The sequence below is a fragment of the Luteimonas sp. J29 genome (assembly GCF_000472505.1).
Taxonomy (GTDB): Bacteria; Pseudomonadota; Gammaproteobacteria; order Xanthomonadales; family Xanthomonadaceae; genus Luteimonas.
This window is the reverse complement of record NZ_AWZR01000001.1, coordinates 401,872-427,531: the sequence shown is the minus strand read 5'-3', so window position 1 is coordinate 427,531 and position 25,660 is coordinate 401,872. Positions and strand designations below refer to the sequence as shown.

Below are 25,660 nucleotides of genomic sequence, written 5' to 3'. Positions count from 1 at the left end.
GCCGGATCAGAACGGGTAGTGGCGCGGCTCGTTCTGGATCGTGATCCAGCGCAGCTCGGTGAACTCGGCGATGCCCGCCTTGCCGCCGAACCGGCCATAGCCGCTGTCCTTCACGCCGCCGAACGGCATCTGCGCCTCGTCGTGCACGGTCGGGCCGTTGATGTGGCAGATGCCCGACTGGATCCGCGAGGCGACGCGCCAGGCGCGCGAGACGTCGCGGCTGAACACCGCCGCCGACAGCCCGTACTCGGTGTCGTTGGCGACCTCGACCGCCTGGTCCTCGCCGTCGACGCGGATCACCGACACCAGGTTGCCGAACGACTCCTCGGAGTACAGGCGCATCTGCCTGGTGACCCCGTCGACCACCGTCGGCTGCATGATGGTGCCGTCGATCTGGCCGCCGCAGGCGACGCGTGCACCCTTGGAGACAGCGTCGTCGATCAGCTCGCGGCAGTGCGCGGCCGCCTCGGGCGAGAACAGCGCGCCGAGCGGAGTGTCGTTCGCGGCCGGGTCGCCAGCCTTGAGCGTGGCGGCCTTGGCCGCGACCATCGCCACGAACTCGTCGGCGACCTTGTTGTCGACCACCAGGCGCTCGGTCGACATGCAGATCTGGCCCTGGTTCATGAACGCGCCGAACACCGCGCCGTCGCGCGCGGCCTCGAGGTCGGCATCGTCGAGCACCAGCAACGGCGCCTTGCCTCCGAGCTCGAGCAGCGCCGGCTTGAGCGACTCGGCCGCCAGCCTGCCGACGATGCGGCCCACGCGGGTCGAGCCGGTGAAGTTGACCCGGCGCACGCGCGGGTCGCGGATCAGCGCGGCCACGATCTCCGGCGCATCGGCCGGGGCGTTGGTGACCACGTTGACGACGCCCTCGCCCAGCCCCGAATCGACCAGCACTTCGCCGATCAGCGCATGCACGCCCGGGCACGCTTCGGACGCCTTGAGCACCACGGTGTTGCCGCAGGCCAGCGGCGTGGCCAGCGCGCGGGTGCCGAGGATGACCGGCGCGTTCCACGGCGCGATGCCCAGCACCACGCCGGCCGGCTGGCGCACGCCCATGGCGAGGCTGCCGGGCACGTTGGACGGGATGACCTCGCCACTGATCTGGGTGGTCAGCGCCGCCGCCTCGCGCAGCATGTTGGCGGCCAGCATCACGTTGAAGCCGTACCAGCCGGCCGTGCCGCCGGTCTCGGCGACGCCGATGCGGATGAAGTCGCCGGCGCGCGCATCCATCAGGTCCGCGGCCTTGAGCAGGCGGGCCCTGCGCTCGCCGGGCGAGACCGCCGCCCAGGCCGGGAACGCCGCGGCCGCAGCGTCGACCGCCGCGATGGCATCGGCCACCGACGACGCAGGCGCGCGGCTGGCGACTTCGCCGTTGACCGGGTTGAGGCGGTCGAACGTGGCGCCGTTGGCGGCGGCGCGGCGCGCACCACCGATCAGAAGTTCAACGTGATGCATGGTTCCTCCTCTCTTCGCCGCCGTGGCGGCCGGTCAATCGACGTTGCGACGGTAGGTCTGCAGGCCGGGTTTGATCGTCTTCTCGTCCAGGAACTGCTTCAGGCCCTGCTGGCGCCCGCGCTCGGGATCGCGATGGTTGGACTGGTCGACCTTCGCGTACAGGTAGTCCTCGTTCTGCTCCCAGGTCAGCTCGCGGCAGCGCTTGAACCCGTGCCTGGCGAAGCGCAGCACCACCTGGTTCTTCTCGCGCAGCACCTGGGCGAGCGCGTTGACTTCCTCGCGCAGGCGCGCGCGCGGCACCGATGCGTTCACCAGGCCCATCGCCGCCGCTTCCTGGCCGGTGAAGGTCTTGCCGGTCATGATGTAGTACAGCGCCTGGCGGTGGCCCATCGTGTCCGCGACCGCCTTGCTCACCAGGTTGCCCGGCGGGATGCCCCAGTTGATCTCCGACAGGCCGAACACCGCCTCGTCGGCCGCGATCGCCAGGTCGCACGCCACCAGCGGCGAGAACGCGCCGCCGAAGCACCAGCCGTTGACCGCCGCGATCGTGGCCTTGGTGTAGAACCGCAGCCGCCGCCACTGCCACTCGGAGCATTCGCGGCGCACCCGCTCCTGCATGATCTCTTCCTGGCCGTCGGTCTCGCGGAAGTATTCCTTCAGGTCCATGCCGGCCGACCACGACTCGCCCGCGCCGGTCAGCACCAGGATGTCCGCGTCGCGGTCCACCTCGATCGCGTCCAGGACCTCCAGCATCTCGCGGTTCAGCGTCGGGCTCATCGCGTTGCGCTTGGCGGGGCGGTTGAGCGTCACCCACGCGACCCCGTCCTGCACTTCCACTTCGACGCAGCTCCAGCGCCCTTGGTAATCAGCCATCGTGTCTCCTCGCACCTGTGGCGGCGTGTCGGCCCGGAACGCCTCCGGGCGATCATTGTTATGCAGCATAACAAATGATCGGGCGGATGGAAGGGGGTGCACGGAGCGGCCTTGGCCATGCCCACCGGGCCCCTGCCGCAACCGGCCCGCCGGGCGGCCCGTGGCGGGTTCAGCGCCGGCGGATCCGCTCGAGCGCCTGGCACAAGCGGGTCGCGTCGCGGCCCGGCAGGCGCCGCAGCCGCGCCTCGTGCCGTGCGTGCGTGTGGTCGGCCCCGGCCAGCAGGGCCTTGCCTTCCGGGGCCAGGCGGAGCACCCGGCAGCGCCCGTCGGCACGGCTGCGCCGTCGTTGGATCCGGCCGCGCCGCTCCATGCCGGCCACCGGCAGCGCGAGGCCGGGGCGCTTGATCCCGGGCGTCCGGCCGGGCCACTGCCGGCGCAGCCCCCGTTCGAGGGCGACCAGTTCGGCGCGCAACAGCGCACCGGACGCAGGCTGCGGGGACAGAGCGTGTCGACGATGTTGCGCAACGCCGCCATCTGCGCCATGCGCGGCCGGACGCCGATGTGCGCCTGGACCGGACCGGTCCCGACCTCGTCGACCAGGGCCCGCCCGTCCCGCATGCTGGCGGCGACCACCCGCTTCCCCGCCGCGACTTCCACCACCTCGGCGAATTGTTATATATCATACCTATCTGCCACGTCCCGGCCCGGGAAGAGGAACCATGCAAGCAGCCACGAGCGGATCCGCCGTCGCCCAGGTCGCGGCGCACCTGCACACCCCGGCCACGCTGGCCCACCTGCTCGCGCATTCGGTCGCGCGCGCGCCCGACCGCACGGCGCTGGTGTTCGGCGGACGGGAGACAAGCTACCGCGAACTCGGTCTGCGCGTGGCGGCGCTCGCGCGCGAACTCAGGCAGCGCGTGCCGCGCGGCGGCATCGTGGCCGCGCCGCTGGCCAACAGCCCCGAGTGCGTGGTCACCGCATTCGCCGCGTTCGCGGCCGGCGTGCGCTACGCGCCGCTGAACCCGTTCTACGGCCGCAGCGAACTGGCGACGCTGTTCAGGGCCCGGGCGCCCGACCTCATCGTCCACAACCGCGACAGCGCCGCCGCGGCGCGCGCGCTGGCCGAGGACACGGGCGGCGCGGCGCTGCTGGAACTCGACGCGACCGCTCCGTTCGAGGACGACGGCGGCGACGCCGCCGGGGCGATCCTCTCGGTATGCCCGGACCTCTCGCCCGACGAACCCGCGCTGCTGATCTTCACCGGCGGCACCACCGGCCTGTCCAAGGCGGTCGAGCACAGCCATGCCGGCATGGTGTTCTCGGTGCGCGCGCACTGCACCGGGTGGGAGCTGCGCTACGACGTCGAGCGCATCCTCGACGTCGCGCCGCTGTTCCACATCTGGGGCCTGGGCTTCGCGATGCTGGCGCCGCTGTACCTGGCCTCGACCCTGATCCTGCTGCCGCGCTACCAGCCCGAGCAGGTGCTGCAGCAGCTGCAGCGCCAGCGCGCGACCGTGTTCGCCGGCGGCCCCGCGCCGATCTACGCCGGCCTGCTGGCCTCGCCCGAGTTCGCCTCCACCGACCTGGGCCACCTGACCCTGGCGCTGACCGGCGGTTCGCCCTGCCCGCAGCCGCTGCGCGAGGCCTGGATGCAGAAGGTCGGCACGCCGCTGCTCGAGGGCTGGGGCATGTCGGAAGGCGCGCCGCTGGTCTACAACTGGCGCTCGCGTCCGCAGCGCCCCTCGTCGGTGGGACATCCGGCGCCGGGTATCGAACTCAGGCTCGTGGACGTGGTCGACCCGTCGCGGCCGGTGCCGGTGGGCGAGCCCGGCGAAGTGTGCGTGCGCGGCCCGCAGGTCATGCGCGGCTACCGCCTGCAGGAGAACCCGGCCGAGACCGGCCTCGACGCGGACGGCTGGCTGCACAGCGGCGACGTCGGCTACCTCGACGCGGACGGCTACCTGTACCTGGTCGACCGGATGAAGGAGATGATCCTGGTCGGCGGCTACAACGTGTACCCGCGCCAGGTCGAGGACCACATCCGCCAGTACCCGGACGTCGCCGACGTCGCGGTGGTCGGCATCCCCGACCCATATCTGGGCGAGAACCCGTACGCCTTCGTGGTCGCGCGCCGCGGCGGCAGCGTCGACGTCGATGCGCTGCTGGCGTGGTGCCAGGAGACCCTGGTCAAGTACAAGCGCCCGGTGGGCATCCAGGTGCTCGACGAACTGCCGCGCACCGGCGCCAACAAGCTCGACAAGCGCCGGCTGCGCGAGATCCTCAAGGCCACGACCTCCGGCTGAGGCTCAGAACTCCACGTCGAGCTTCACCCACGCCGAGCGCCCGGGCTCGTGGATGCGCACCGGGTCGGCCGGATAGCCGAAGGCGCTGTTGCCGGCGAGGTTGAGGTGTTCGGCGTAGTCGCGGTCGAACAGGTTGTCGATGCCGGCCGCCAGGCGCATCCGGTCGTTGATCCGGTAGGCGCCGTTGACCGAGAACACGGCGAACCCGCTGCTGCGGCCGAGGTCGCGCCCGACCACGTTGCCCAGCGCGGGACTGACGCGGTCCTGCGCCGCCACCACGCGCAGCAGCGCACCGGCCGACCACGTACCGTCGTCCCAGGCCGCGCTCAGCCGCGCCTCCAGCGGCGGCATCTGCGGCATCGCCTCGCCGCCGGCCAGTTCGCCCCGGGCGTGGGCGAGGGTTCCGCCGAGCGTCCAGTGGTCGGCCGCCTGCCACTCCACGCCGGCCTCCGCGCCACGGATGTCGGCATCGACGTTGCGCGCGCGCGTGGCGGTGCGGCCCATCGCGTCGAGGTAGTCGAACACGATGTAGTCGGCCATCCGCCCGGCATAGGCCGACACCCAGGCCTCGACCCGCTTGCCGGCGTAGCGCAGGCCAATGTCGAGCTGGGTGGTGCGCTCGGGCTGCACGCCCGCGAACGCGTTGGCCGCGCCGTCGGGACCGCGGTCGGGCGAGAACAGTTCCCAGTAGTCGGGCATGCGCGCGGTGTGGCCGAGGCCGGCGTACCAGCGCAGCGGCCTGCCTTCGACGTCGCGCTCGTAGCGGACGAAGGCCGAGGGCAGGGTTTCCGCGCGCACCTGGCCCAGGGTCGGATTGGGCATGGGCATCATCCCGCCGGTGCTGGCACGGCGGTCCTCGACCTCGGCGCGGTCCACGCGTGCGCCGGCGACCAGGTGCTGGCGGGGCCGCAGGTGCCAGTGCAGCTCGGCGAAGGCGCCGGCCTGGCGGAAGCGCGCGTCCACCGTCCACGGCTGCGCCAGGTACTGGTCGCGGCCCATCGCGGCGCGGCGCGCGTGCCGGCTGGTGCGTGCGTCGACGCCTGCGGCCAGCTCCCAGCGATCGCCGCCGACGTCGAGCGCGGCGCGGCCGCCGCGGGTGCGATGGGCGACGTTGCTCGCCATCGCCATCGGCATCGCGCCCTGCGGATCCGGGTCGCGCAGGGTGTAGTTGTCCATCACGTGGTCGACATCGTTGGCGTAGAGGTTGGCCGCGATCGCGCGCAGGCGTCCCTCCATGCCCTTCTTCTCGAAACGCAGGCCGAGGCTGTCGCGGTCGAACCGGGTGCCGTCCATGCCGCGGCCGGCGTAGCGCGCCTGGCCGTCGCCGGTGCCGACGCTGGCCTCGAGCACGGTGTCCGGATCCGGAGTCCAGCCGAACGCGGCATCCGCGTTCCACTTGTTCCAGGCCGAGGGCACGCGCCGGCCCGCGCCGTCGGCGTAGTCGCCCGATTCGGAGCGGTTGGCGGTGAGCCGCGCGTACACCGTGGGATTGCCCGCGGCCGCGTCGAGCACCTGGTCGTTGCGGCCGTGGCTGGCGACGGTGGCGCTGCCGTCCAGGCGCACGCCGGGCGCGTCGAAGTACGGCACCGCGCGCTCGAAGCGGACCGTGCCCGCCGACGCGCCCCCGCCCCACAGCACCGTCTGCGGTCCCTTGACGATGGTCAGCAGGTCGTAGGTTTCCGGCGCGACGTAGGACATCGCGTTGTCCATGCGCGAGGGGCACGCGCCCATCAGGGCACCGTCGCCGGCGAGCAGGTTCAGGCGCGAGCCGAACTGCCCGCGCAGCACCGGATCGCCGTTGGTGCCGCCGCTGCGCAGCGCGGCGAAGCCGGGCACGGTCTTGAGGTAGTCGGCGCCGTCGCTGGCCGGCACCGGCTGCCGCGGCAGGCGCGGGTCGGTCACCCAGGTCAAGGTCGCCACCGGCGCCGCGGCGGTGACCACCACCGCATCCAGGTCGACCGGGTCGGGCATGGCCGGCGCATCGGATCCGGACGTCGGCGACGCCGATGCCATCGACGACAGGCCCATCGCCACGCAGATGCACAACGCCTTGGCTTTCATCGCACGTCCTCCTCGCATGCGCGCATTGCAGCGCGGAGGCGGGCGCGCGGGAACGGACAAAATGTCCACAATCGCCGGCGGTTTGACCTGGATCAGGCGTGGCCCGGACGGCGCCCGGCGGCTGACCCAGGTCAAGGCATGCAGGGGCCTGGCGCGCGATGCTGCGGCCTCGCGCTTGCATCCGTCCGGATGCGGCGGCCACCCCGCGGAGGACCACGATGGAATTCCATGTCAGGCTCGGCGAGAACCGCATCGACCTCGGCGCCGTCGAGGACGCACTGCAGTCGCTCGATCCGGCCGCGCTCGCCGACCTCGACCTCGCCACCCGGACCCTGCGCGTGTCCACCAGCCTGGACGAGGCGCGGATCGCCGCCTGCCTGGCGCGCACGGGGTTCGCGGTGGACGCCGGCGCGATCGAGCGCCAGCCGTCGACCTGTTGCGGGGGTTGCGGAGGCTGAAGCGGCCGCGGCGGCAACCAGCCGCCGCGCGCGCTACTCGACCGTGACCGCCTTGGCCAGGTTGCGGGGCTTGTCCACGTCGGTGCCGCGCGCCAGCGCGGTGTGGTAGGCCAGCAACTGCACCGGGATGGTGTGCACGATCGGGCTGAGCACGCCGACGTGGCGCGGGGTGCGGATCACGTGCACGCCCTCGGATTCGCCGAAGTTGCTGTCGGCGTCGGTGAACACGAACAGCTCGCCGCCGCGCGCGCGCACCTCCTGCATGTTCGACTTCACCTTCTCGAGCAGGTTGTCGTTGGGCGCGATCACGACCACCGGCATCTCCGCGTCGACCAGCGCCAGCGGGCCGTGCTTGAGCTCCCCCGCCGGATAGGCCTCGGCGTGGATGTAGGAGATCTCCTTGAGCTTGAGCGCGCCCTCGAGCGCGATCGGGTAATGCACCCCGCGGCCCAGGAACAGCGCGTGCTGCCTGGGCGCGAAGCGCTCGGCCCACGACGCGATCTGCGGTTCCAGGTTCAGCGCGTGCTGCACGCTGCCGGGCAGGTGGCGCAGCGCCTCGATGTACCCCGCCTCCTTGTCCCCGTCCAGGCGGCCGTTGAGCTTGGCCAGGGTGGCGGCGAGCGCGAACAGGCCGACCAGCTGGGTGGTGAAGGCCTTGGTCGAGGCGACGCCGATCTCGGCGCCGGCGCGGGTGTAGAACACCAGCCGGCTGGCGCGCGGGATCGCGCTCTCGGGCACGTTGCAGATCGACAGGGTGAGGTCGTGGCCCAGCGACCTGGCGTACTTGAGCGCCTCCATCGTGTCGAGCGTTTCGCCCGACTGCGAGATCGTCACCACCAGGTGGCGCGGGTTGGCCACCGCCTGGCGGTAGCGGTACTCGCTGGCGATCTCGACGCTGCATGGCAGGCCGCTGATCGCCTCGATCCAGTAGCGCGCCACCGAGCCGGCGTAGAAGCTGGTCCCGCAGGCCAGGATCTGCACGCCCTCGACCCCGGCGAGCAGTTCGCGCGCGTCCTTGCCGAACAGTTCCGGCTCGAACGCGGCGGCGTCGATGATCGCCTCGAGCGTGTCGCCGATCGCGCGCGGCTGCTCGTGGATCTCCTTCTGCATGAAGTGCCGGTACGGGCCGAGCTCGAGCGAGGCCAGCGACACGTCCGACAGGTGCACCTCGCGCTCGACCGGGGCGTCGTCCGCGTCGAACACGCGCACCGACTCGCGGGTCACCTCGGCGGTGTCGCCTTCCTCGAGGAAGATCACCCGGCGCGTGGCCTGCACGATCGCCGAGACGTCGGAGGCGACGAAGTTCTCGCCCTCGCCCAGGCCCACCAGCAGCGGGCAGCCCATGCGCGCGACCACGATCCGGTGCGGCTCCTTGCGGCTGACCACCGCCAGCGCGTAGGCACCGTGCAGTTCCTTGACCGCGCGCTGCAGCGCGCCGAGCAGATCGTCGCCGGACTTGAGGTAGTGGTGGATCAGGTGCGCGATCACCTCGGTGTCGGTTTGCGACTCGAACGCGTAGCCGAGCTGCTGCAGGCGCGCGCGCTGTTGCTCGTGGTTCTCGATGATGCCGTTGTGGACCAGGGCCACGCCGTGGCTGATGTGCGGATGCGCGTTGGCCTCGGTGACGCCGCCGTGGGTGGCCCAGCGGGTGTGGCCGATGCCCAGGCTGGCCTGCATGCCGCCGGCCAGCGCCGCGGCTTCCATCTCGGCCACGCGGCCGGTGCGGCGCACGCGGCTGACGTCGCCGTCGGCCACCAGGGCGATGCCCGCGGAGTCGTAGCCGCGGTATTCCAGGCGCTTGAGACCGTCGATCAGGACCGGGACCACATCGCGATCCGCGATCGCGCCGACGATGCCACACATGTATCCGCTACTCCCAAGGTATCGGCCAAGTGTACGGGAAAGGACTGTCCGCCCGGACAGGCCGGGTGTCCGGGCGGACACCGGACGTGGCGCACAAAACCTTCTCGATCAATGACTTGGGTGTTGGCACGGGGATTGCGTAATTCCCCGTCGAACCCGCAGACAGACCACGACCGGACATGCAAAGCCCCCCCCGCATCCGCGACACCTCCGGACAGGACCAGATCCTCGCGCGCCCCACCGGCCTGCGCCGCCTGCGCAGGGGTTGGGTGCTCGGCGGCGCCGGCGGGATCGCGATCCTCGCCCTGGCGCTCTGGGTGGCCGGCGGCTGGGCGTCCGGCTCGGCCTCGTTCGACGCCTCGCGCCTGCGCATCGCCCAGGTGACCCGCGGCGACCTGGTGCGCGACCTCACCGCCGAGGGCCGCGTCATCACCGCCAACAGCCCGACCCTGTACGCGATCGCCGGCGGCACCGTCACGCTGAAGGTCGTGGCCGGCGACGTGGTCGAGGCCGGCCAGGAGCTGGCGGTGATCGACAGTCCCGAGCTGCGCAGCCGCCTGGTGCAGGAGGAATCGACCCTGGCCAGCCTCGAGGGCGAGGCCAGCCGTGCGGTGCTCGACGCCCAGCTCACCCGCTCCGACGCCCGCAAGCTGCTCGACCAGGCCCAGATCGACTACACCGCCGCGCAGCGCGACGTGGAGCGCTACGAGCGCGCCTTCAACGGCGGCGCGGTCTCGCGCAACGACTACGACCGGGCCCTGGACGGGCTGAAGAAGGCCGAGCTCGGCCTGGCCGCGGCGCGCAAGGACTTCGCCCTGCAGGGCCGGGGCTCCGGCATCGATGCGCGCAACAAGCAGCTGCTGGCCGAGCGCCAGCGCGCGGTGGTCGCCGAACTGCGCCGCCAGGTGGACGCGTTGACCCTGCGCGCGCCGTTCGACGGCCAGGTCGGCCAGGTGCAGGTCGCCCAGGGCACCAACGTGGCGATCAACGCGCCGATCCTGAGCGTGATCGACCTGAGCGTGTTCGAGGTCGAGATCCGGGTGCCGGAAAGCTTCGCCCGCGACCTGTCGATCGGCGTGCCGGCCCAGATCGCCAGCAGCGGCAACCGCTACGCGGCCAAGGTCGCGGCTGTATCGCCGGAAGTGGTCAACGGCGAGGTCACCGCGCGACTGCGCTTCGAGGAGGACCAGCAGCCGCCGAACCTGCGCCAGAACCAGCGCCTGTCCGCGCGCATCGTGCTCGACACCCGCGAGGACGTGCTGATGGTCGAGCGCGGGCCGTTCCTGGAGCAGGACGGCGGGCGCTTCGCCTGGGTGGTCGAGGGCTCCAGTGCCGTGCGCCGGCCGATCCAGGCCGGGGCCAGCAGCCTCAACGCCGTGGAAATCGTATCGGGCCTCGAGGAAGGCGAGCGCATCGTCGTCTCCGGCACCGACCAGTTCGACAACGCGGACCGCGTCCGCATCTCGGGACTCTGATCATGGACAACTTCGCCTGCTTCCCCCACAACCTGCGCTGGACCGCGCAGCAGCTCACCGACGCGGTGCCGCTGCGCCTGCACGAGCTGTACGCGATCAGCGTCGGCGCAGGCGCCGGCCGCGAGGCCGCCAACGGCATCCGCATGGCGCGCAGGCCGCGCGCCGCGTACACCAGCCATCCGCCGCTGCCGGCGCGCTTCCGCGTCGCCTGAGCGTCGCTTTCCGTCCTGCCGCGCGCGCCCGGCCTCTCTCTCCGGGCGCCGCGCAGCGGGATGGCCCTTCCCTCCTCCGCCGCCACCTTCCCGAGGACACCCACATGCTCGACATGCGCCAGGTCACCAAGATCTACCGCACCGAACTCGTCGAAACCCACGCCCTGAGGTCGCTCGACCTGCACGTGCGCGAGGGCGAGTTCGTCGCCGTCACCGGGCCGTCGGGCTCGGGCAAGACCACCTTCCTCAACATCGCCGGCCTGCTGGAGACCTTCACCGGCGGCGAGTACCTGCTCGACGGCGTCGACGTGAAGGACCTGGACGACAACCAGCGCTCGCGCCTGCGCAACGAGAAGATCGGCTTCATCTTCCAGAGCTTCAACCTGATCCCGGACCTCAACCTGTTCGACAACTGCGAGGTCCCGCTGCGCTACCGCGGCATGCCGGCCGGCGAACGCCGCCTGCGGATCGAGGAAGCGCTGTCGCAGGTGGGCCTGGGGTCGCGCATGAAGCACTACCCGTCCGAGCTGTCGGGCGGCCAGCAGCAGCGCGCGGCGATCGCGCGCGCGCTGGCAGGCTCGCCGCGCCTGCTGCTGGCCGACGAGCCCACCGGCAACCTCGACTCGCAGATGGCGCGCAGCGTGATGGAGCTGCTGGAGGACATCAACTCGCGCGGCACCACGATCGTGATGGTGACCCACGACCCGGAACTGGCCGCGCGCGCGCAGCGCAACGTGCACATCGTCGACGGCATGGCCACCGACCTGTCGATCGAGCCGGGCCTGGCCCGCGCGGCCAGGTCCGCGTCCACCGAGCCCGCGACCGCCTGACCGCGCACCGTCCGCCACGGCATCCCGCTTCCGGAGCCCTCCCATGTTCGGCTACTACCTCAACCTCGCCCTGCGCAGCTTCCGCCGCAACCGCGTGCTCACCGCGCTGATGGTGCTGGCGATCGCGCTGGGCATCGGCGCGTGCATGACCACGCTGACCGTGTTCCGGGTGCTGTCCGGCGACCCGATCCCGCACAAGAGCGACCGCCTGTTCTACATCCAGCTCGACCCGCAGAGCATGCAGGGCTTCACCCCCGGCGACGAACCCGCGTTCCAGATGACGCGGTTCGACTCCGAGACCCTGCTGCGCGAGAAGCGCGGGCACCGCCAGGCGATGATGACCGGCGGCGCCGTCGCGGTGACGCCGGAGCGGCAGGACGTGCCTGCGTTCATGACCGTGGCGCGCTACACCAGCGCCGACTTCTTCCCCATGTTCGACACGCCGTTCCTGCACGGCGGCGGCTGGTCGGGCGGCGACGACGAGGCCCAGGCCCGGGTCGCGGTGCTCTCGCGCGAGATGGCCCGGCGCCTGTTCGGCGAGGCCAACCCGGTCGGGCGCACGGTGCGCCTGGACCAGGCCGATTTCTCGGTGGTCGGCGTCCTCGACGAGTGGCAGCCGTCGCCGCGCTTCTACGACATGACCCTGGACAGCTACGGGCAGCGCGACGAGATCTTCCTGCCGATCTCGACCGCGGTGGCGCTGCAGATGGGCCGCAATGGCAGCATGGACTGCTGGGGCGACTCCAACGGCGACCAGACCAGCCTCAACGCGCCGTGCACCTGGATCCAGTACTGGGTGGAGCTCGATGCTCCGTCGAAGGCGGGCGACTACCGCGCCTACCTGGAGAACTACTCCGAGCTGCAGCGCGCGGCCGGGCGTTTCGAGCGGCCGACCAACGTGCGCATGCGCAACGTGATGGAGCTGCTGGAGTTCAACCGGGTGGTGCCGGGCGACGTGGTGATGCAGCTCTGGCTCGGCGTCGGTTTCCTGCTGGTGTGCCTGCTCAACACCGTCGGCCTGCTGCTGGCCAAGTTCCTGCGGCGCAGCAGCGAGATCGGCGTGCGCCGCGCGCTCGGCGCTTCCAGGCTCGAGATCTTCAAGCAGTTCCTGGTCGAGGCCGGCGTGGTCGGCCTGGCGGGGGGCGTGCTCGGCCTCGGCCTTGCACTGCTCGGGCTGTGGGGCGTGCGCCAGCAGCCGGTCGGCTACGCCGAACTGGCGCGCCTGGACCTGGGGATGCTGGTGGCCACCTTCGCCATCGCCATCGCCGCCAGCCTGCTGGCCGGCATGCTGCCCGCGTGGCGGGCCGTGCAGGTGAGCCCCGCGCTCCAGCTCAAGTCGCAGTAGTCCCTCCCGGCCCCGTCTTGCGGAGAAACGCCATGGAATTCCGCCCCATCCTGTCCACGCTGATGCGCCACAAGACCGCGGCGGCGCTGATCGTGCTCGAGATCGCGCTGACCTGCGCGATCATCTGCAACGCGATGTTCCTCATCGGCCAGCGCCTGGCCCAGCTCAACGAAGTGAGCGGCCTGGCCGAGAACGAGCTGGTCCGGGTGCAGATCACCGGCATCGGCAACGATCCCAACGCCGAGGCCCAGACCCGCGCCGACCTCGCCGCGCTGCGCGCCATCCCCGGCGTCACCCACGCCACGGTGATCAACCAGGTGCCGTTCGTGAACTCGTCCTGGAACAGCAGCGTCCGGCTGAGCGCCGACCAGCAGCAGGCCATGCTCAACGCCACGGTGTACATGGCCGAGGACCAGTTCCTCGAGGCACTGGGCCTGAAGCTGGTCGCCGGCCGCGACTTCAATCCCGACGAGTACCTCGAGTTCGAGGCCCTGCAGCGCCTGACCGGGGAAGTCAGCGTGCCCGGCGCGATCATCACCCGCAAGATGGCCGAGCGCCTGTTCCCGGGCGAGGACGCGATCGGCAAGACGTTCTACAGCTGGGGCGACGGCGGCATCCGCGTGGTCGGCGTGGTCGAGCACCTGGTGCGCCCCAACATGCTGGGTGGCCCGACCGCGCGCGAGTACAGCATGGTGTTCCCGATCCGCAGCCACTACGGGGTCGGCGGGAACTACGTCCTGCGCACGTCGCCCGAGCGCCGCGACGAGGTGCTCAAGGCCGCGGTGGAAACGCTGCGCGGCAATGGACCGCCGCGGATCGTGCTCGAGGACAACACCATGACGGTGGAGGCGATGCGCGACGAGTTCTTCCAGCAGCAGCGGTCGATGGCGTGGCTGCTGGCGATCGTCTGCATCGGCCTGCTGCTGATCACCGCGCTGGGCATCGTCGGCCTGGCCAGCTTCTGGGTCCAGCAGCGCACCAAGCAGATCGGCGTGCGCCGCGCGCTCGGCGCCACCCGCGCCCAGGTGATGCGCTACTTCCAGACCGAGAACTTCCTGCTCGCCACGATCGGCATCGCCATCGGCATGCTGGCCGCCTTCGGCATCAACCAGGTGCTGATGGAACGCTACGAGCTCGAGCGGCTGCCGCTGGCCTACCTGCCGGTCGGCGCGCTGGCGCTGTGGCTGCTCGGCCAGCTGGCGGTGTTCGGACCGGCGCGGCGCGCGGCCTCCGTGCCGCCGGCGATCGCGACCCGCAGCGTCTGAGGCGCCGGCCATGGGACCGCAACTGCTCATGGCCGGACGCGCCGCGTGGGCGCTGCTGTTGGCGCTGGCCGCCTGCGCCGCGCCCGGCGCCGCGCGCGCCGATGCCGCCCTGCACGCCACCGTCGCCGCGCTCGACGCCGAACTGTTCGACGCCTTCAACCGCTGCGACGACCCGGCCCAGCTGGCGCGCCACGCGGCCGCGTTCGATCCGGCGGTGGAGTTCTACCACGACACCGGCGGCGTGACCTGGACCCGGGAAGCGATGCTCGACAACACCCGGCGCCATGCCTGCGGGCGCTACACCCGGCAGCTGGTCGAGGGCAGCCTGCAGGTGCATCCGGTGGCCGGGTTCGGGGCGATCTCGCAGGGCCGGCACCGCTTCTGCGACGCGGCCACCGGCGCCTGCGACGGCGAGGCGGAGTTCACCATGGTCTGGCGCCTGCACGAGGGGCTCTGGACCGTCACCCGCGTACTCAGCTACGGACACCGCGCCACCGACAATCGCTAGGATAGCGACTGGCCACCACCCGCGACCCCATGCCCACCGTCCTGGTCATCGACGACAACCCTTCCGTCGGCACCGCGCTGGAACTGCTGTTCTCGCTCCACGACATCGACGTCGTGCACGCCGACGGCCCGGCGACGGGACTCGACGTGCTGGGCCGCGGCGGCGTCGACCTGGTGATCCAGGACATGAACTTCCACGCCGACACCACGTCGGGTGACGAGGGCGTGGCGCTGTTCCGCGAGATCCGCGCGCGCCACCCCGACATGCCGGTGATCCTGCTCACCGCCTGGACCCGGCTGGAGGCCGCGGTGGACCTGGTCAAGGCCGGCGCCGCCGACTACATCGGCAAGCCGTGGGACGACCACAAGCTGCTGGCCACGGTGAACAACCTGCTGGAGCTGGCCGAGACCCGGCGCGAACTCGCCGCGCGCAGCGCGGGCGAGCGCGACCGGCGCCAGGCGATGGCGCGCGACCACGACCTGCGCGGCCTGGTCTACGACGACCTCGCCACCGAAACCGTGCTGTCGCTGGCGCTGCAGGTGGCCCGTTCCGAGCTGCCGGTGCTCATCACCGGGCCCAACGGCGCGGGCAAGGAGAAGTACGCCGAGATCATCCACTACAACTCGGCGGTGAAGCCGGGGCCGTTCGTGGCGGTGAACTGCGGCGCGCTGCCGAGCGAACTGATCGAGGCCGAGCTGTTCGGCGCCGAGCCGGGCGCGTACACCGGCGCCGGCAACAAGGCCCGCGTCGGCAAGTTCGAGGCCGCCGACGGCGGCACCCTGTTCCTCGACGAGATCGGCACCCTGCCGCCGGCCGGGCAGGTCAAGCTGCTGCGGGTGCTCGAGACCGGGCGCTTCCAGCGCCTGGGCGGCAACCAGGAACGCAGCGTGCGCGTGCGCGTGGTCAGCGCCACCAATGCCGACCTGGCGACGATGATCGCCGAGGGCCAGTTCCGCGAGGACCTCTACTACCGGCTCAACGGCATCGAACTGCGGTTGCCGCCACTGGCCAGGCGCCCGCGCGACATCCTGCCGCTGGCGCGCCACTTCCTGCCGCCGGGCAAGTCCTTCAGCCGCCAGGCCGAAGGCGCCCTGCTCGCCCACGCCTGGCCGGGCAACGTGCGCGAACTGCGCAACGCGGTGCAGCGCGCGGCGCTGCTGTCGGGCGAGGTGATCGAGGCCGCGGCACTGGGGCTGTCCGTGGCGGCGCCCGAGGCCGCCGGCCCCGCGCACGGCGAGGACCCCGGGCGCGCGGCGATCGAGGAAGCACTGCGGCGCGCCGGCGGCGTGATCGCGCAGGCGGCGTCGGAGCTGGGCATGTCGCGGCAGGCGCTGTACCGGCGCATGGACCGCTACGGCATCCCGCGCGGCTGAGGCCCGATGCGCATCTTCCGCCTCGTGCCGCTGGCGGTGCGCATGGTCGCGCTGGTGGTGCTGGCCGCGGCCGCGGCGGCCGCGCTCGCCGTGGCGCTCGCGCAGTGGATGCCGGTCTGGATGGCGGCGCTGTGCTCCGCGCTCGCCTGCGGCACGCTCGCGGGGCTGGTGGTGTGGCGCACGTTCGTGCCGCTGCGCGCGCTGATCCGGGCCCTGACTGGCACCGTCGCCGGCTACCGCGACGGCGACTTCAGCTTCAGCATCTCCTGGGACCGCTACGGCGACCTGGTCGAACTGGTCAACGCCCACAACGAGCTCGGCCAGGCGTTGCGCGAGCAGCGGCTGTCGCTGGTGCAACGCGAACTGCTGCTCGACACCATGGTCCAGAACACGCCGGTCGCGATGCTGCTGCTCGACGCGTCGCGGCGCGTGGTGCTGGGCAACCTGGCCGCGCGGCGCATGCTCGGCGACGGACGGCGGCTGGAGGGCCGCGCGCTCGAGGAGCTGCTGGGCGAGGCGCCACCGGCGGTGGGCGAGGCCTTCGCCCGTGGCGCCGACGGGATGTTCACCGTGGGCGACGAGGACCACGAGGACATCTACCACCTCGCGCGGCGCATGTTCCGGCTCAACGGCCGTCCGCACGAACTGATCCTGCTGCGGCAGATGACCGCCGAACTGCGCCGGCAGGAAGTGCAGACGTGGAAGAAGGTGATCCGGGTGATCAGCCACGAGCTGAACAATTCGCTGGCGCCGATCGCCTCGCTCGCGCACTCGGGCGCCGAGCTGCTGCGCCGCGGCCAGCTGGAGAAGCTGCCGGTGGCGCTGGCCACGATCGAGGAGCGCACCCGCCACCTCGAAGGCTTCCTGCGCGACTACGCCCGCTTCGCCAAGCTGCCCGCGCCGCGCGACGAACCGGTGCACCTGGCCGGCTTCATCGAGAAGCTGCGCACCCAGGTGCCGTTCGGCATCGAGGGCGTGGTGCCCGACGAGGTGCTGCGCTTCGACCCGGCCCAGATCGAGCAGGCGATGCTGAACCTGCTCAAGAACGCGCACGAGTCCGGCTCGCCGCCCGACGGCGTGTCGGTGGCGGTGCGGCGGATCGCCGACGGCTGGCGGATCGACGTGCTCGACCGCGGCACCGGCATGAACGAAGCGGTGCTGGCCAATGCGCTGCTGCCGTTCTACTCGACCAAGCGCAGCGGCACCGGCCTTGGCCTGGCGCTGGCGCGCGAGATCGCCGAGGCCCACGGCGGCCGCATCGCCCTGCTCAACCGCAAGGACGGTGGCCTGTGCGTCTCGATGGTATTGCCGGGCCAGACGTGACCATCCGCTGCTGGCCGGACGAACGCGTCCCCACGCGCGCCGCAAACGAAACACCCCGCCGCCGCGCAGCCCGGGTAAGCGAAGCGCACCCGGGACACCATCCTTCCGCGCCACCCCCACGCCCCACCGGATGCGGCCCGCGGCCTGGTCCGGGCGACGGGCGATCTCGTCAGGACTTCTTCTCCGGCCGCTTCCACCCGTCGATCGTCGCCTGCCGCGCGCGCGCGACGGTGAGCTTGCCGGCCGGCGCATCGCGGCTGACCACCGAGCCCGCGCCGATGGTCGCGCCCTCGCCGACCGCCACCGGCGCCACCAGCGCCGTGTTCGAGCCGATGAAGGCACCGTCGCCGATCCTGGTCGTGGACTTGTTCACCCCGTCGTAGTTGCAGGTGATGGTGCCCGCGCCCACGTTGACCTTCGATCCCACCACCGCGTCGCCGAGGTAGGTCAGGTGGTTGGCCTTGCTGCCCGCGCCCATGCGCGTGTTCTTGGTCTCGACGAAGTTGCCCACGTGCACGCCGTCGGCCAGCACGGTGCCGGGGCGCAGGCGCGCGAACGGGCCGATCTGGACCGCCCCTTCGGTGCGCGCCCCTTCCAGGTCGCAGTGCGCCCGCACCTGGGTGCCCGCGGCCAGGACCACGTCGCACAGGCGGGTGAACGGGCCCACGCGCACGCCGTCGCCCAGCTCGACCCGGCCCTCGAACACGACATCCACGTCGATCTCGACGTCGCGCCCGACCACCACCTCGCCGCGGATGTCGATCCGCGCCGGGTCGGCCACGCGCGCGCCCTGCAGGCACAGCGCGCGCACCGCGCGCTGCTGGAAGGCGCGCTCGAGCTGGGCCAGCTGCCAGGGGTCGTTGGCGCCCTCGGTCTCGCCCGGGTCCTCGACGATCACCAGTTCGGCCGCGGCGAAGTCGGCGGCAGCCATGGCCACCACGTCGGTGAGGTAGTACTCGCCCTGGGCGTTGTCGTTCGACAGCCGCGACAGCCAGCCCTTGAGCGCGTCGGCGTCGGCCGCGATCACGCCGGTGTTGACCAGCCGGATCGCGCGCTGGTCGCGCGTGGCGTCCTTCTCCTCGACCACCGCGGCCACGTTGCCCTCGGCGTCGCGCACCACGCGGCCGTAGCCGGTCGGGTTGGACAGTTCGGCCGCCAGCAGCGCCAGCCGCCCGCCCGCGGCCAGCAGCCGGCGCAGGGTGGCGACCGTGAACAGCGGGGCGTCGCCGTACATCACCAGCACCCGTGCGTCGTCGGGCACGCCCGGCATCGCCTGCTGCACGGCGTGCCCGGTGCCGAGCTGGCGCGCCTGCTCGGCCCAGGCCAGGTCGGCCTGGTCGGCGAACGCCGCCCGGACCTGGTCGCCGCCATGGCCGTACACCACGTGGATGCCGGCCGGCTGCAGTTCGCGCGCGGTGGCGACGACGTGGGCCAGCATCGGCCGCCCTGCGACCTTCTGCAGCACCTTGGGCAGCGAGGACTTCATCCGCTTGCCCTCGCCGGCGGCGAGGATCACGACGTGCAGGGGACAGCTGGGCATGGGCGTTCCGCGGGTTCGGAGTGCGTGGATTCTAAGCGGTCACGGAAACCGGAGCCGCAAGGGGACGCCGCGCGACGCGTCCCGGCGCCCATGCGGCGTTAACCGGCGCGGCGCTAGGCTTTCCCCCATGCGCGCCCATCCGTCCTGCCGACGCACCGGAGACCGGCCGTGAACCTGCGCCGCCAGGGCAGCCATTACCTCCTGATCGGCGGCCTGCAGTGGCTGCTCGACTGGGGCGTCACGGTCTGGCTGTCGCACCTGGGGATGCTCATCCAGCCAGCCAACATCACCGGCCGGGTCAGCGGCGCGATGCTCGGCTACTGGCTCAACGGCAAGTTCACCTTCGCCGGCGAACACACCACGATGGGCCGGGTGCAGTTCCAGCGCTTCGCCTTCCTGTGGCTGTGCACGACCATCGCGAGCACGATCGCGATCGGCACCGTCGACGACGTGCTCGGCCTGCGGTGGGCCTGGCTGGCCAAGCCCCTGGTCGAGATCGCGCTGGGGCTGGTGTGCTTCGTGCTGTCGCGGCACTGGATCTACCGGCGCTGAGCCTGCCGGCCACTGCGCGCCGGCCCGCGGGTCCGGAACGGAAAACGCCGGCGCGGGGCCGGCGTTTCCACGGACGCGGCGCGGGCGCCGTGCCTCAGTGCTTGAGGTTCTTGCGCAGGCGCTCGAGCGCCGACAGCTGGGCCATGACCTCGGCCAGCTTCTGCTGCGCCTCGGCGACGTCCATCGCCTCGCCGCGGCCGGCCAGCACCCGCTCGGCCTCTTCCTTGGCCGCGCGCACCTTGGCCTCGTCGATCTCGTCGGCGCGGATCGCGGTGTCGGCCAGGATCGTCACCACCTGCGGCTGCACCTCGAGGATGCCGCCGCCGATCGCGAAGTCGAGCACGCTGCCGTCGGGCTGGGTCACCACGACCTTGCCGGGCTTGAGCCGGGTGATCAGGGGCGCGTGGCGCGGCGCGATGCCGAGCTCGCCCATCTCGCCCGTGGCCACGACCAGGGTCGCTTCGCCCTGGAAGATCTCGGCTTCGGCGCTGACGATGTCGCAACGGATGGTGGACATGGTTTCCTCGCTGGTTCAGTGGGGTCCGGGGAGGGGCCGCGTCGCAGCGCCCGGCCCCGGGAAGGCCGCGGCCTCAGGCCGCGATCTTCTTCGCCTTCTCCACCGCCTCGTCGATGGTGCCGACCATGTAGAACGCCTGCTCCGGCAGGTGGTCGTAGTCGCCGTCGACGATGCCCTTGAAGCCGCGGATGGTCTCCTTGAGCGAGACGTACTTGCCCGGCGAGCCGGTGAACACCTCGGCGACGTGGAACGGCTGCGAGAAGAAGCGCTCGATCTTGCGCGCGCGGGCCACGGCCAGCTTGTCGTCCTCCGACAGCTCGTCCATGCCCAGGATCGCGATGATGTCCTTGAGCTCCTTGTACTTCTGCAGCGTGGCCTGGACGCGGCGCGCGGTGTCGTAGTGCTCGTGTCCGATCACGTTCGGGTCGAGCTGGCGCGAGGTCGAGTCCAGCGGGTCCACGGCCGGATAGATGCCCAGCGCGGCGATGTTTCGCGACAGCACGACGGTGGCGTCGAGGTGGGCGAAGGTGGTCGCCGGCGACGGGTCGGTCAGGTCGTCCGCGGGCACGTACACGGCCTGGATCGAGGTGATCGAACCGGTCTTGGTCGAGGTGATGCGCTCCTGCAGCACGCCCATTTCCTCGGCCAGGGTCGGCTGGTAGCCCACCGCCGACGGCATGCGGCCCAGCAGCGCGGACACCTCGGTACCGGCCAGGGTGTAGCGGTAGATGTTGTCGACGAACAGCAGCACGTCGCGGCCCTCGTCGCGGAAGTACTCGGCCATGGTCAGGCCGGTCAGCGCGACGCGCAGGCGGTTGCCCGGCGGCTCGTTCATCTGGCCGTACACCATCGCCACCTTCGACTTCTCCGGCTCGGCGGTGTTGACGACGCCCGACTCCTGCATCTCGTGGTAGAAGTCGTTGCCCTCGCGGGTGCGCTCGCCGACGCCGGCGAACACCGACAGGCCCGAGTGCTCGGTCGCGATGTTGTTGATCAGTTCCATCATATTGACGGTCTTGCCCACGCCGGCGCCGCCGAACAGGCCGACCTTGCCGCCCTTGGCGAACGGGCACATCAGGTCGATGACCTTGATGCCGGTCTCGAGCAGTTCCGTGGTCGAGGACTGGTCCTCGTAGGAGGGCGCCGCGCGGTGGATCTCCCAGGTGGTCTCGGACTTCACCGGACCGGCCTCGTCGATCGGGTTGCCGAGCACGTCCATGATCCGGCCCAGGGTGCCCGGGCCGACCGGCACCGAGATCGCCCGGCCGGTGTTCACGGCGACCAGGTTGCGACGCAGGCCGTCGGTGGAGCCGAGCGCGATCGCGCGCACCACGCCGTCGCCGAGCTGCTGCTGCACCTCCAGGGTGATGTCCGTGCCCTGCACCTTCAGCGCGTCGTACACCTTAGGCACTTCGTTGCGCGGGAACTCGACGTCGACCACGGCGCCGATGATCTGGACGATCTTGCCTTGTGAAACGGTGGCGTTCATGTCACTACTCGCTTGATTCGAAAACCGGATGTTCCGGAAAACCGCCGGGGCTTTCCGCAACCCCCGGAGGGGAAGCCCCGCGGGCGCGGCGCCCGCGGGACCGGGCTCAGACCGCCGCGGCGCCGCCCACGATCTCGGAGATCTCCTGGGTGATGGCGGCCTGGCGGGCCTTGTTGTAGATCAGGTTCAGGGTGTCGATGAGCTTGGTCGCGTTGTCGCTGGCCGCCTTCATCGCCACCATGCGCGCCGCGTGCTCGGACGCCACGTTCTCCATCACCGCCTGGTACACCAGCGACTCGATGTAGCGCGTGAGCACGTGGTTGAGCACGACCTCGGCGTCGGGCTCGTAGATGTAGTCCCAGTCATGCTGGGCGACCGCCTCGGACGGCGGCAGCGGCAGCAGCTGGTCGAACGCCGCGCGCTGGGTCATGGTGTTGACGAAGTCGTTGTAGACCAGGAACACCTTGTCCACGTCGCCGGCGTTGTACTCGTCGAGCATGACCTTGATCACGCCAACCAGCTGGTCCACCTGCGGCTGGTCGCCGAGGTGGGTGACGCTGGCGAGCATGCGCAGCTTCAGGCGGCGGAAGAACACCGTCGCCTTCTGGCCGATGGTGACCACGTCGACCTCGACGCCCTTCTCCTGCCACTGGCGGATCTCGACCAGCAACTTGCGGAACAGGTTGTTGTTGAGGCCACCGGCCAGGCCGCGGTCGGACGAGACGATGATGTAGCCGACGCGCTTGATCTCGCCGCGCTCGACCAGGTACGGATGCTTGAACTCGGAGTTGGCCTGGGCCAGGTGGCCGATCAGCTGGCGCATCGCGCGCGCATACGGGCGCGAGGCCTTCATCCGGTCCTGCGCCTTGCGGATCTTCGAGGCGGAGACCATCTCCAGCGCGCGCGTCACCTTGCGGGTGTTCTGCACGCTCTTGATCTTGGTCTTGATTTCCCGTCCACCAGCCATCTAGCTTGCTCCGCTCGCGGTGTTGTCCTGCCTGGCCGTTCGTGGTTCGCGATGAACCGCGCCCGGACCCGTCACTTCCTGCGGCCGCCGTCTCCGGCGGCCGGTCCCACTGGCCGCGCGGCTCAGTAGGACCCGGTCTTCTTGAACTCCTCGATCCCGGCCCGGTACTCGGCCTCGATCTCGTCGTTCCAGTCGCCGCTGGCGTTGATGCGGTCCATCAGCTCGCCGCGGGTGTTGGCGAAGTGCGCGTGCAGCGCCTCCTCGAACGCCAGCACCTTGCCCACCGGCACGTCGTCGAGGTAGCCCTCGTTGACGGCGTAGATCGACAGCGCCTGGTTGGCGATCGACATCGGCTGGTACTGCTTCTGCTTCATCAGCTCGGTGACGCGCTGGCCGCGCTCGAGCTGCTTGCGGGTCGCTTCGTCCAGGTCCGAGGCGAACTGGGCGAACGCCGCGAGCTCGCGGTACTGGGCCAGGGCGATGCGGATGCCGCCCGACAGCTTCTTGATGATCTTGGTCTGCGCCGCGCCACCCACGCGCGACACCGAGATGCCGGCGTTCACGGCCGGGCGGATGCCGGCGTTGAACAGGTCGGTCTCGAGGAAGATCTGGCCGTCGGTGATCGAGATCACGTTGGTCGGCACGAACGCGGACACGTCGCCGGCCTGGGTCTCGATGATCGGCAGCGCGGTCAGCGAACCGGTCTTGCCCTTGACCTCGCCGTTGGTGAACTTCTCGACGTACTCGGCCGAAACGCGCGCGGCGCGCTCGAGCAGACGGCTGTGCAGGTAGAACACGTCGCCCGGGTACGCCTCGCGGCCCGGCGGACGGCGCAGCAGCAGCGAGATCTGGCGGTAGGCCACGGCCTGCTTGGACAGGTCGTCGTAGACGATCAGCGCGTCCTGGCCGCGGTCCATGAAGTACTCGCCCATGGTGCAGCCCGAGTACGCCGAGATGTACTGCATCGCGGCCGACTCGGAGGCGGTGGCGGCGACCACGATGGTGTGGTCGAGCGCGCCGTTCTCCTCGAGGCGGCGCACGATGTTGGCGACGGTCGAGGCCTTCTGGCCGATCGCCACGTACACGCACTTGATGCCGGTGCCCTTCTGGTTGATCACCGTGTCGATCGCCATCGCGGTCTTGCCGGTCTGGCGGTCGCCGATGATCAGCTCGCGCTGGCCGCGGCCGATCGGGGTCATCGCGTCGACCGACTTGTAGCCGGTCTGCACCGGCTGGTCGACCGACTTGCGCCAGATCACGCCCGGAGCCACGCGCTCGACCGGGGCCGAGGTCCTGGCGTTGATCGGGCCCTTGCCGTCGATCGGCTCGCCCAGCGCGTTCACCACGCGGCCGAGCAGCTCCGGACCGGTCGGCACCGACAGGATCTGGCCGGTGGTCCTGGCGGTGTCGCCCTCGCGCAGGTGCTCGTAGTCGCCGAGCACCACGGCGCCGACCGAGTCGCGCTCCAGGTTCAGCGCCAGGGCGTAGGTCGGGGTGCCGTCGCCCGCGGACGGGAGCTCGATCATCTCGCCCTGCATCGCGTCGGCGAGGCCGTAGATGCGCACGATGCCGTCGGCCACCGAGGTGACGACGCCTTCGTTGCGCGCCTCCGCGGACAGCTTGACCTTCTCGATGCGGGTCTTGATCAGCTCGCTGATTTCGGACGGGTTGAGCGTGGTGGTTGCCATTGCTTTGTTTCCTGGTCGTATGCCGCGGGCGCGGCATTCGGATTTCGGTTGTGTCGTGATGGGTGCTTCGTGTCCGGGGTCCGTGACCGGCGGGCGGTCAGGCCGTTCCCCGGTTCACGAGCGCCTGCTCACGGCTCACGCTTCATTGCGCCAACGCCGCCTGCAGCCTCGCCAGCTTGCCGCGCAGCGAGCCGTCGATGACCACGTCGCCGGCGGCGATGACCGCGCCGCCGATCAGGGCCTCGTCGACCGAGGTCTCGAGTTCGACCTCGCGGCCGAAGCGCTTGCGCAGCGCAGCCTTGATCGACTCCAGCTCGGCCTCGGGCAGCGCCGTCGCCGACGTGACCCTGGCCTTGACCACCTGCTCGGCGTCCGCGCGCAGCCCGGCGTACAGCCCGGCGATCTCGGGCAGCAGCCCGATCCGGCGGTTGTCGGCCAGCAGCGAGAGGAAGTCGTTGAACGAAGCCGGCGCGGCCTCGGGCGCGAGCAGCGCGACCGCCTGCTCGCGGGTCAGGGCCGGATGGCCGAGCACCTGCGACGCCTGCGGGTCGGCCGCGATGCGGGCCGCGAAGTCGAGCGCGCTGGACCACTCCGCGAGCGCGCCGGCGTCCTTCGCGATCATGAACGCGGCGCGGGCGTAGGGCCTTGCGAGGGTCAGTGCCTGGCTCATCGATCAGGCCGCCTTGTCGGCCAGCTGCGAGGCGAGCTCGTCGAGCAGCGCCTTGTGCGCGTCGGCGTTGATCTCGCGGCGCAGCAGCTTCTCGGCGCCGGCCACGGCCAGCGACGACACCTGGCGGCGCAGGTCCTCGCGGGCGCGGTTGGCGGACGCCTCGATCTCGGCCTCCACCAGCGCCTTCTGGCGCTGCGCCTCGGCGATCGCCTCGGCCTTGGCGGCGTCGATGATCTGGTTCGCGCGCTGGTGCGCCTGCTCGATGATCTCGTTGGCCTTGGCGCGGGCCGCCTTGAGCTCCTCGGCGACCTTCTCTTCGGCCTGGGCGAGGTTCTTCTGCGCGTTGTCGGCCGCGGCCAGGCCCTCGGCGATCTTCTGCTGGCGCTCCTCGATCGCGTTCATCAGCGGCGGCCAGATGAACTTCCAGGTGAACCAGATCAGGATCGCGAACGCGAGGCCTTGACCCAGGAATGTGGCGTTGAATTGCATCGTGATGCTCCGCGATTGGCGCACGGGCGCGGGAGAGCGCCCGACCCTGGCCGCGCGCCGTCAGGCGGGCGCGCGGCCGGCGACCCGTGTCAGGCCGCCTGCAGGGCGCTGAGCAGCGGGTTGGCGAACGCGAAGAACAGCGCGATCGCCAGGCCGATGATGAACGCGGCGTCGATCAGGCCGGCCAGCAGGAACATGCGGCCCGACAGCATCGGCACCAGCTCCGGCTGGCGCGCGGCGCTCTCGAGGAACTTCGAGCCCATGATGCCGATGCCGACGCAGGCGCCGAGCGCGCCGAGGCCGATGATGATGCCGATCGCGAGCGCGGTGTTGCCCTGGACGGCGGCGATGAGAGCGGTGAGTTCCATGGTGGGTTCCTCGGTGGATCTACAGGGTGAAGG

Annotated in this window: 24 protein-coding genes; 11 read left to right on the top strand and 13 right to left on the bottom strand. The window is 71.2% G+C overall.

Annotated elements, in window-relative coordinates:
- Positions 1-6: 6 nt before the first annotated feature.
- The 3 genes from LUTJ29_RS0101770 to LUTJ29_RS18790 all read right to left on the bottom strand — a co-directional run bounded on the left by LUTJ29_RS0101770 (position 7) and on the right by LUTJ29_RS18790 (position 2,803).
- Positions 7-1,458: an aldehyde dehydrogenase gene (locus tag LUTJ29_RS0101770; RefSeq protein WP_027071042.1), complete on the bottom strand. Its 1,452-nt coding sequence runs from the start codon at positions 1,456-1,458 to the stop codon at positions 7-9.
- 33 nt (positions 1,459-1,491) lie between these two features.
- Positions 1,492-2,331, bottom strand: coding sequence for a p-hydroxycinnamoyl CoA hydratase/lyase (locus tag LUTJ29_RS0101765; RefSeq protein ID WP_027071041.1), 840 nt, complete (start codon positions 2,329-2,331; stop codon positions 1,492-1,494).
- 169 nt (positions 2,332-2,500) lie between these two features.
- A complete protein-coding gene (locus tag LUTJ29_RS18790) occupies positions 2,501-2,803 on the bottom strand; it encodes a hypothetical protein (protein ID WP_027071040.1) in 303 nt (100 codons plus the stop codon).
- Between the two features lie 247 nt (positions 2,804-3,050).
- Between LUTJ29_RS18790 and LUTJ29_RS15760 the strand changes: the two genes are divergently transcribed.
- Complete coding sequence (locus LUTJ29_RS15760; RefSeq protein ID WP_051322590.1) at positions 3,051-4,634, top strand: AMP-binding protein; 1,584 nt, start codon at positions 3,051-3,053, stop codon at positions 4,632-4,634.
- A gap of 3 nt (positions 4,635-4,637) precedes the next feature.
- Here LUTJ29_RS15760 and LUTJ29_RS0101750 read toward each other — a convergent pair whose 3' ends face one another.
- On the bottom strand, positions 4,638-6,755 hold the full coding sequence (locus LUTJ29_RS0101750) for a TonB-dependent copper receptor (RefSeq protein WP_232221132.1): 2,118 nt from the start codon (positions 6,753-6,755) through the stop codon (positions 4,638-4,640).
- A 158-nt stretch (positions 6,756-6,913) separates the two neighbouring features.
- On the opposite strand from LUTJ29_RS0101750, the gene LUTJ29_RS0101745 reads away from it, so the two are divergent.
- Positions 6,914-7,153, top strand: a complete 240-nt coding sequence (locus tag LUTJ29_RS0101745; protein ID WP_027071038.1) for a hypothetical protein — start codon at positions 6,914-6,916, stop codon at positions 7,151-7,153.
- 33 nt (positions 7,154-7,186) lie between these two features.
- Here the strand turns inward: LUTJ29_RS0101745 and glmS are convergent, their stop codons facing one another.
- Entirely contained in the window at positions 7,187-9,016 is a 1,830-nt protein-coding gene (gene glmS, locus LUTJ29_RS0101740) for a glutamine--fructose-6-phosphate transaminase (isomerizing) (protein WP_027071037.1), read from the bottom strand.
- A 179-nt stretch (positions 9,017-9,195) separates the two neighbouring features.
- On the opposite strand from glmS, the gene LUTJ29_RS0101735 reads away from it, so the two are divergent.
- From LUTJ29_RS0101735 to LUTJ29_RS0101700, 8 genes are all read left to right on the top strand, one after another.
- Positions 9,196-10,491, top strand: coding sequence for an efflux RND transporter periplasmic adaptor subunit (locus LUTJ29_RS0101735; RefSeq protein WP_027071036.1), 1,296 nt, complete (start codon positions 9,196-9,198; stop codon positions 10,489-10,491).
- A gap of 2 nt (positions 10,492-10,493) precedes the next feature.
- Positions 10,494-10,703 carry a hypothetical protein gene (locus LUTJ29_RS0101730; protein ID WP_027071035.1) on the top strand — a complete coding sequence of 70 codons (210 nt, stop codon included), beginning with the start codon at positions 10,494-10,496 and terminating at the stop codon, positions 10,701-10,703.
- Positions 10,704-10,807: 104 nt separating this feature from the next.
- Positions 10,808-11,533 carry an ABC transporter ATP-binding protein gene (locus LUTJ29_RS0101725; RefSeq protein WP_027071034.1) on the top strand — a complete coding sequence of 242 codons (726 nt, stop codon included), beginning with the start codon at positions 10,808-10,810 and terminating at the stop codon, positions 11,531-11,533.
- 43 nt (positions 11,534-11,576) lie between these two features.
- Positions 11,577-12,878, top strand: coding sequence for an ABC transporter permease (locus LUTJ29_RS0101720; RefSeq protein WP_027071033.1), 1,302 nt, complete (start codon positions 11,577-11,579; stop codon positions 12,876-12,878).
- A gap of 32 nt (positions 12,879-12,910) precedes the next feature.
- On the top strand, positions 12,911-14,143 hold the full coding sequence (locus LUTJ29_RS0101715; protein WP_027071032.1) for an FtsX-like permease family protein: 1,233 nt from the start codon (positions 12,911-12,913) through the stop codon (positions 14,141-14,143).
- 10 nt (positions 14,144-14,153) lie between these two features.
- Positions 14,154-14,651 carry a nuclear transport factor 2 family protein gene (locus tag LUTJ29_RS0101710; RefSeq protein WP_232221131.1) on the top strand — a complete coding sequence of 166 codons (498 nt, stop codon included), beginning with the start codon at positions 14,154-14,156 and terminating at the stop codon, positions 14,649-14,651.
- Positions 14,652-14,680: 29 nt separating this feature from the next.
- Entirely contained in the window at positions 14,681-16,024 is a 1,344-nt protein-coding gene (locus LUTJ29_RS0101705; RefSeq protein ID WP_027071030.1) for a sigma-54 dependent transcriptional regulator, read from the top strand.
- A gap of 42 nt (positions 16,025-16,066) precedes the next feature.
- Positions 16,067-17,347 (top strand): ATP-binding protein, encoded by a 1,281-nt coding sequence (locus LUTJ29_RS0101700; RefSeq protein ID WP_156911532.1) that lies wholly within the window; start codon positions 16,067-16,069, stop codon positions 17,345-17,347.
- 169 nt (positions 17,348-17,516) lie between these two features.
- Here the strand turns inward: LUTJ29_RS0101700 and glmU are convergent, their stop codons facing one another.
- The gene (gene glmU, locus LUTJ29_RS0101695; protein WP_027071028.1) at positions 17,517-18,887 is read right to left on the bottom strand and encodes a bifunctional UDP-N-acetylglucosamine diphosphorylase/glucosamine-1-phosphate N-acetyltransferase GlmU; all 1,371 of its coding nucleotides are present in this window, start codon (positions 18,885-18,887) and stop codon (positions 17,517-17,519) included.
- 168 nt (positions 18,888-19,055) lie between these two features.
- On the opposite strand from glmU, the gene LUTJ29_RS0101690 reads away from it, so the two are divergent.
- Positions 19,056-19,439, top strand: coding sequence for a GtrA family protein (locus tag LUTJ29_RS0101690; protein WP_027071027.1), 384 nt, complete (start codon positions 19,056-19,058; stop codon positions 19,437-19,439).
- A 94-nt stretch (positions 19,440-19,533) separates the two neighbouring features.
- On the opposite strand, the gene LUTJ29_RS0101685 is transcribed toward LUTJ29_RS0101690, so the two are convergent.
- The 7 genes from LUTJ29_RS0101685 to atpE form a co-directional block, all read right to left on the bottom strand.
- A complete protein-coding gene (locus tag LUTJ29_RS0101685; protein WP_027071026.1) occupies positions 19,534-19,956 on the bottom strand; it encodes a F0F1 ATP synthase subunit epsilon in 423 nt (140 codons plus the stop codon).
- 73 nt (positions 19,957-20,029) lie between these two features.
- Complete coding sequence (gene atpD / locus LUTJ29_RS0101680; RefSeq protein ID WP_027071025.1) at positions 20,030-21,445, bottom strand: F0F1 ATP synthase subunit beta; 1,416 nt, start codon at positions 21,443-21,445, stop codon at positions 20,030-20,032.
- A gap of 106 nt (positions 21,446-21,551) precedes the next feature.
- A complete protein-coding gene (gene atpG / locus LUTJ29_RS0101675) occupies positions 21,552-22,412 on the bottom strand; it encodes a F0F1 ATP synthase subunit gamma (RefSeq protein WP_027071024.1) in 861 nt (286 codons plus the stop codon).
- Between the two features lie 122 nt (positions 22,413-22,534).
- Positions 22,535-24,100 carry a F0F1 ATP synthase subunit alpha gene (gene atpA, locus LUTJ29_RS0101670; protein WP_043740029.1) on the bottom strand — a complete coding sequence of 522 codons (1,566 nt, stop codon included), beginning with the start codon at positions 24,098-24,100 and terminating at the stop codon, positions 22,535-22,537.
- Positions 24,101-24,242: 142 nt separating this feature from the next.
- The gene (locus LUTJ29_RS0101665) at positions 24,243-24,770 is read right to left on the bottom strand and encodes a F0F1 ATP synthase subunit delta (RefSeq protein WP_027071022.1); all 528 of its coding nucleotides are present in this window, start codon (positions 24,768-24,770) and stop codon (positions 24,243-24,245) included.
- 3 nt (positions 24,771-24,773) lie between these two features.
- Positions 24,774-25,259 (bottom strand): F0F1 ATP synthase subunit B, encoded by a 486-nt coding sequence (locus tag LUTJ29_RS0101660; protein WP_027071021.1) that lies wholly within the window; start codon positions 25,257-25,259, stop codon positions 24,774-24,776.
- A gap of 89 nt (positions 25,260-25,348) precedes the next feature.
- Positions 25,349-25,627, bottom strand: coding sequence for a F0F1 ATP synthase subunit C (gene atpE, locus LUTJ29_RS0101655; protein ID WP_027071020.1), 279 nt, complete (start codon positions 25,625-25,627; stop codon positions 25,349-25,351).
- Positions 25,628-25,660: the final 33 nt, after the last annotated feature.

Coding starts and splice junctions, on each gene's coding strand:
- LUTJ29_RS15760 (WP_051322590.1), top strand. CDS start 3,051: ATGCAAGCAGCCACGAGCGGATCCGCCGTCGCCCAGGTCGCGGCGCAC.
- atpE (WP_027071020.1), bottom strand. CDS start 25,627: ATGGAACTCACCGCTCTCATCGCCGCCGTCCAGGGCAACACCGCGCTC.
- LUTJ29_RS0101745 (WP_027071038.1), top strand. CDS start 6,914: ATGGAATTCCATGTCAGGCTCGGCGAGAACCGCATCGACCTCGGCGCC.
- atpG (WP_027071024.1), bottom strand. CDS start 22,412: ATGGCTGGTGGACGGGAAATCAAGACCAAGATCAAGAGCGTGCAGAAC.
- LUTJ29_RS0101735 (WP_027071036.1), top strand. CDS start 9,196: ATGCAAAGCCCCCCCCGCATCCGCGACACCTCCGGACAGGACCAGATC.
- LUTJ29_RS0101720 (WP_027071033.1), top strand. CDS start 11,577: ATGTTCGGCTACTACCTCAACCTCGCCCTGCGCAGCTTCCGCCGCAAC.
- LUTJ29_RS0101700 (WP_156911532.1), top strand. CDS start 16,067: ATGGTCGCGCTGGTGGTGCTGGCCGCGGCCGCGGCGGCCGCGCTCGCC.
- LUTJ29_RS0101665 (WP_027071022.1), bottom strand. CDS start 24,770: ATGAGCCAGGCACTGACCCTCGCAAGGCCCTACGCCCGCGCCGCGTTC.
- LUTJ29_RS0101765 (WP_027071041.1), bottom strand. CDS start 2,331: ATGGCTGATTACCAAGGGCGCTGGAGCTGCGTCGAAGTGGAAGTGCAG.
- LUTJ29_RS0101685 (WP_027071026.1), bottom strand. CDS start 19,956: ATGTCCACCATCCGTTGCGACATCGTCAGCGCCGAAGCCGAGATCTTC.
- glmU (WP_027071028.1), bottom strand. CDS start 18,887: ATGCCCAGCTGTCCCCTGCACGTCGTGATCCTCGCCGCCGGCGAGGGC.
- LUTJ29_RS0101725 (WP_027071034.1), top strand. CDS start 10,808: ATGCTCGACATGCGCCAGGTCACCAAGATCTACCGCACCGAACTCGTC.
- LUTJ29_RS0101730 (WP_027071035.1), top strand. CDS start 10,494: ATGGACAACTTCGCCTGCTTCCCCCACAACCTGCGCTGGACCGCGCAG.
- LUTJ29_RS0101705 (WP_027071030.1), top strand. CDS start 14,681: ATGCCCACCGTCCTGGTCATCGACGACAACCCTTCCGTCGGCACCGCG.
- LUTJ29_RS0101660 (WP_027071021.1), bottom strand. CDS start 25,259: ATGCAATTCAACGCCACATTCCTGGGTCAAGGCCTCGCGTTCGCGATC.
- LUTJ29_RS0101710 (WP_232221131.1), top strand. CDS start 14,154: ATGGGACCGCAACTGCTCATGGCCGGACGCGCCGCGTGGGCGCTGCTG.
- atpD (WP_027071025.1), bottom strand. CDS start 21,445: ATGAACGCCACCGTTTCACAAGGCAAGATCGTCCAGATCATCGGCGCC.
- glmS (WP_027071037.1), bottom strand. CDS start 9,016: ATGTGTGGCATCGTCGGCGCGATCGCGGATCGCGATGTGGTCCCGGTC.
- atpA (WP_043740029.1), bottom strand. CDS start 24,100: ATGGCAACCACCACGCTCAACCCGTCCGAAATCAGCGAGCTGATCAAG.
- LUTJ29_RS0101770 (WP_027071042.1), bottom strand. CDS start 1,458: ATGCATCACGTTGAACTTCTGATCGGTGGTGCGCGCCGCGCCGCCGCC.
- LUTJ29_RS0101715 (WP_027071032.1), top strand. CDS start 12,911: ATGGAATTCCGCCCCATCCTGTCCACGCTGATGCGCCACAAGACCGCG.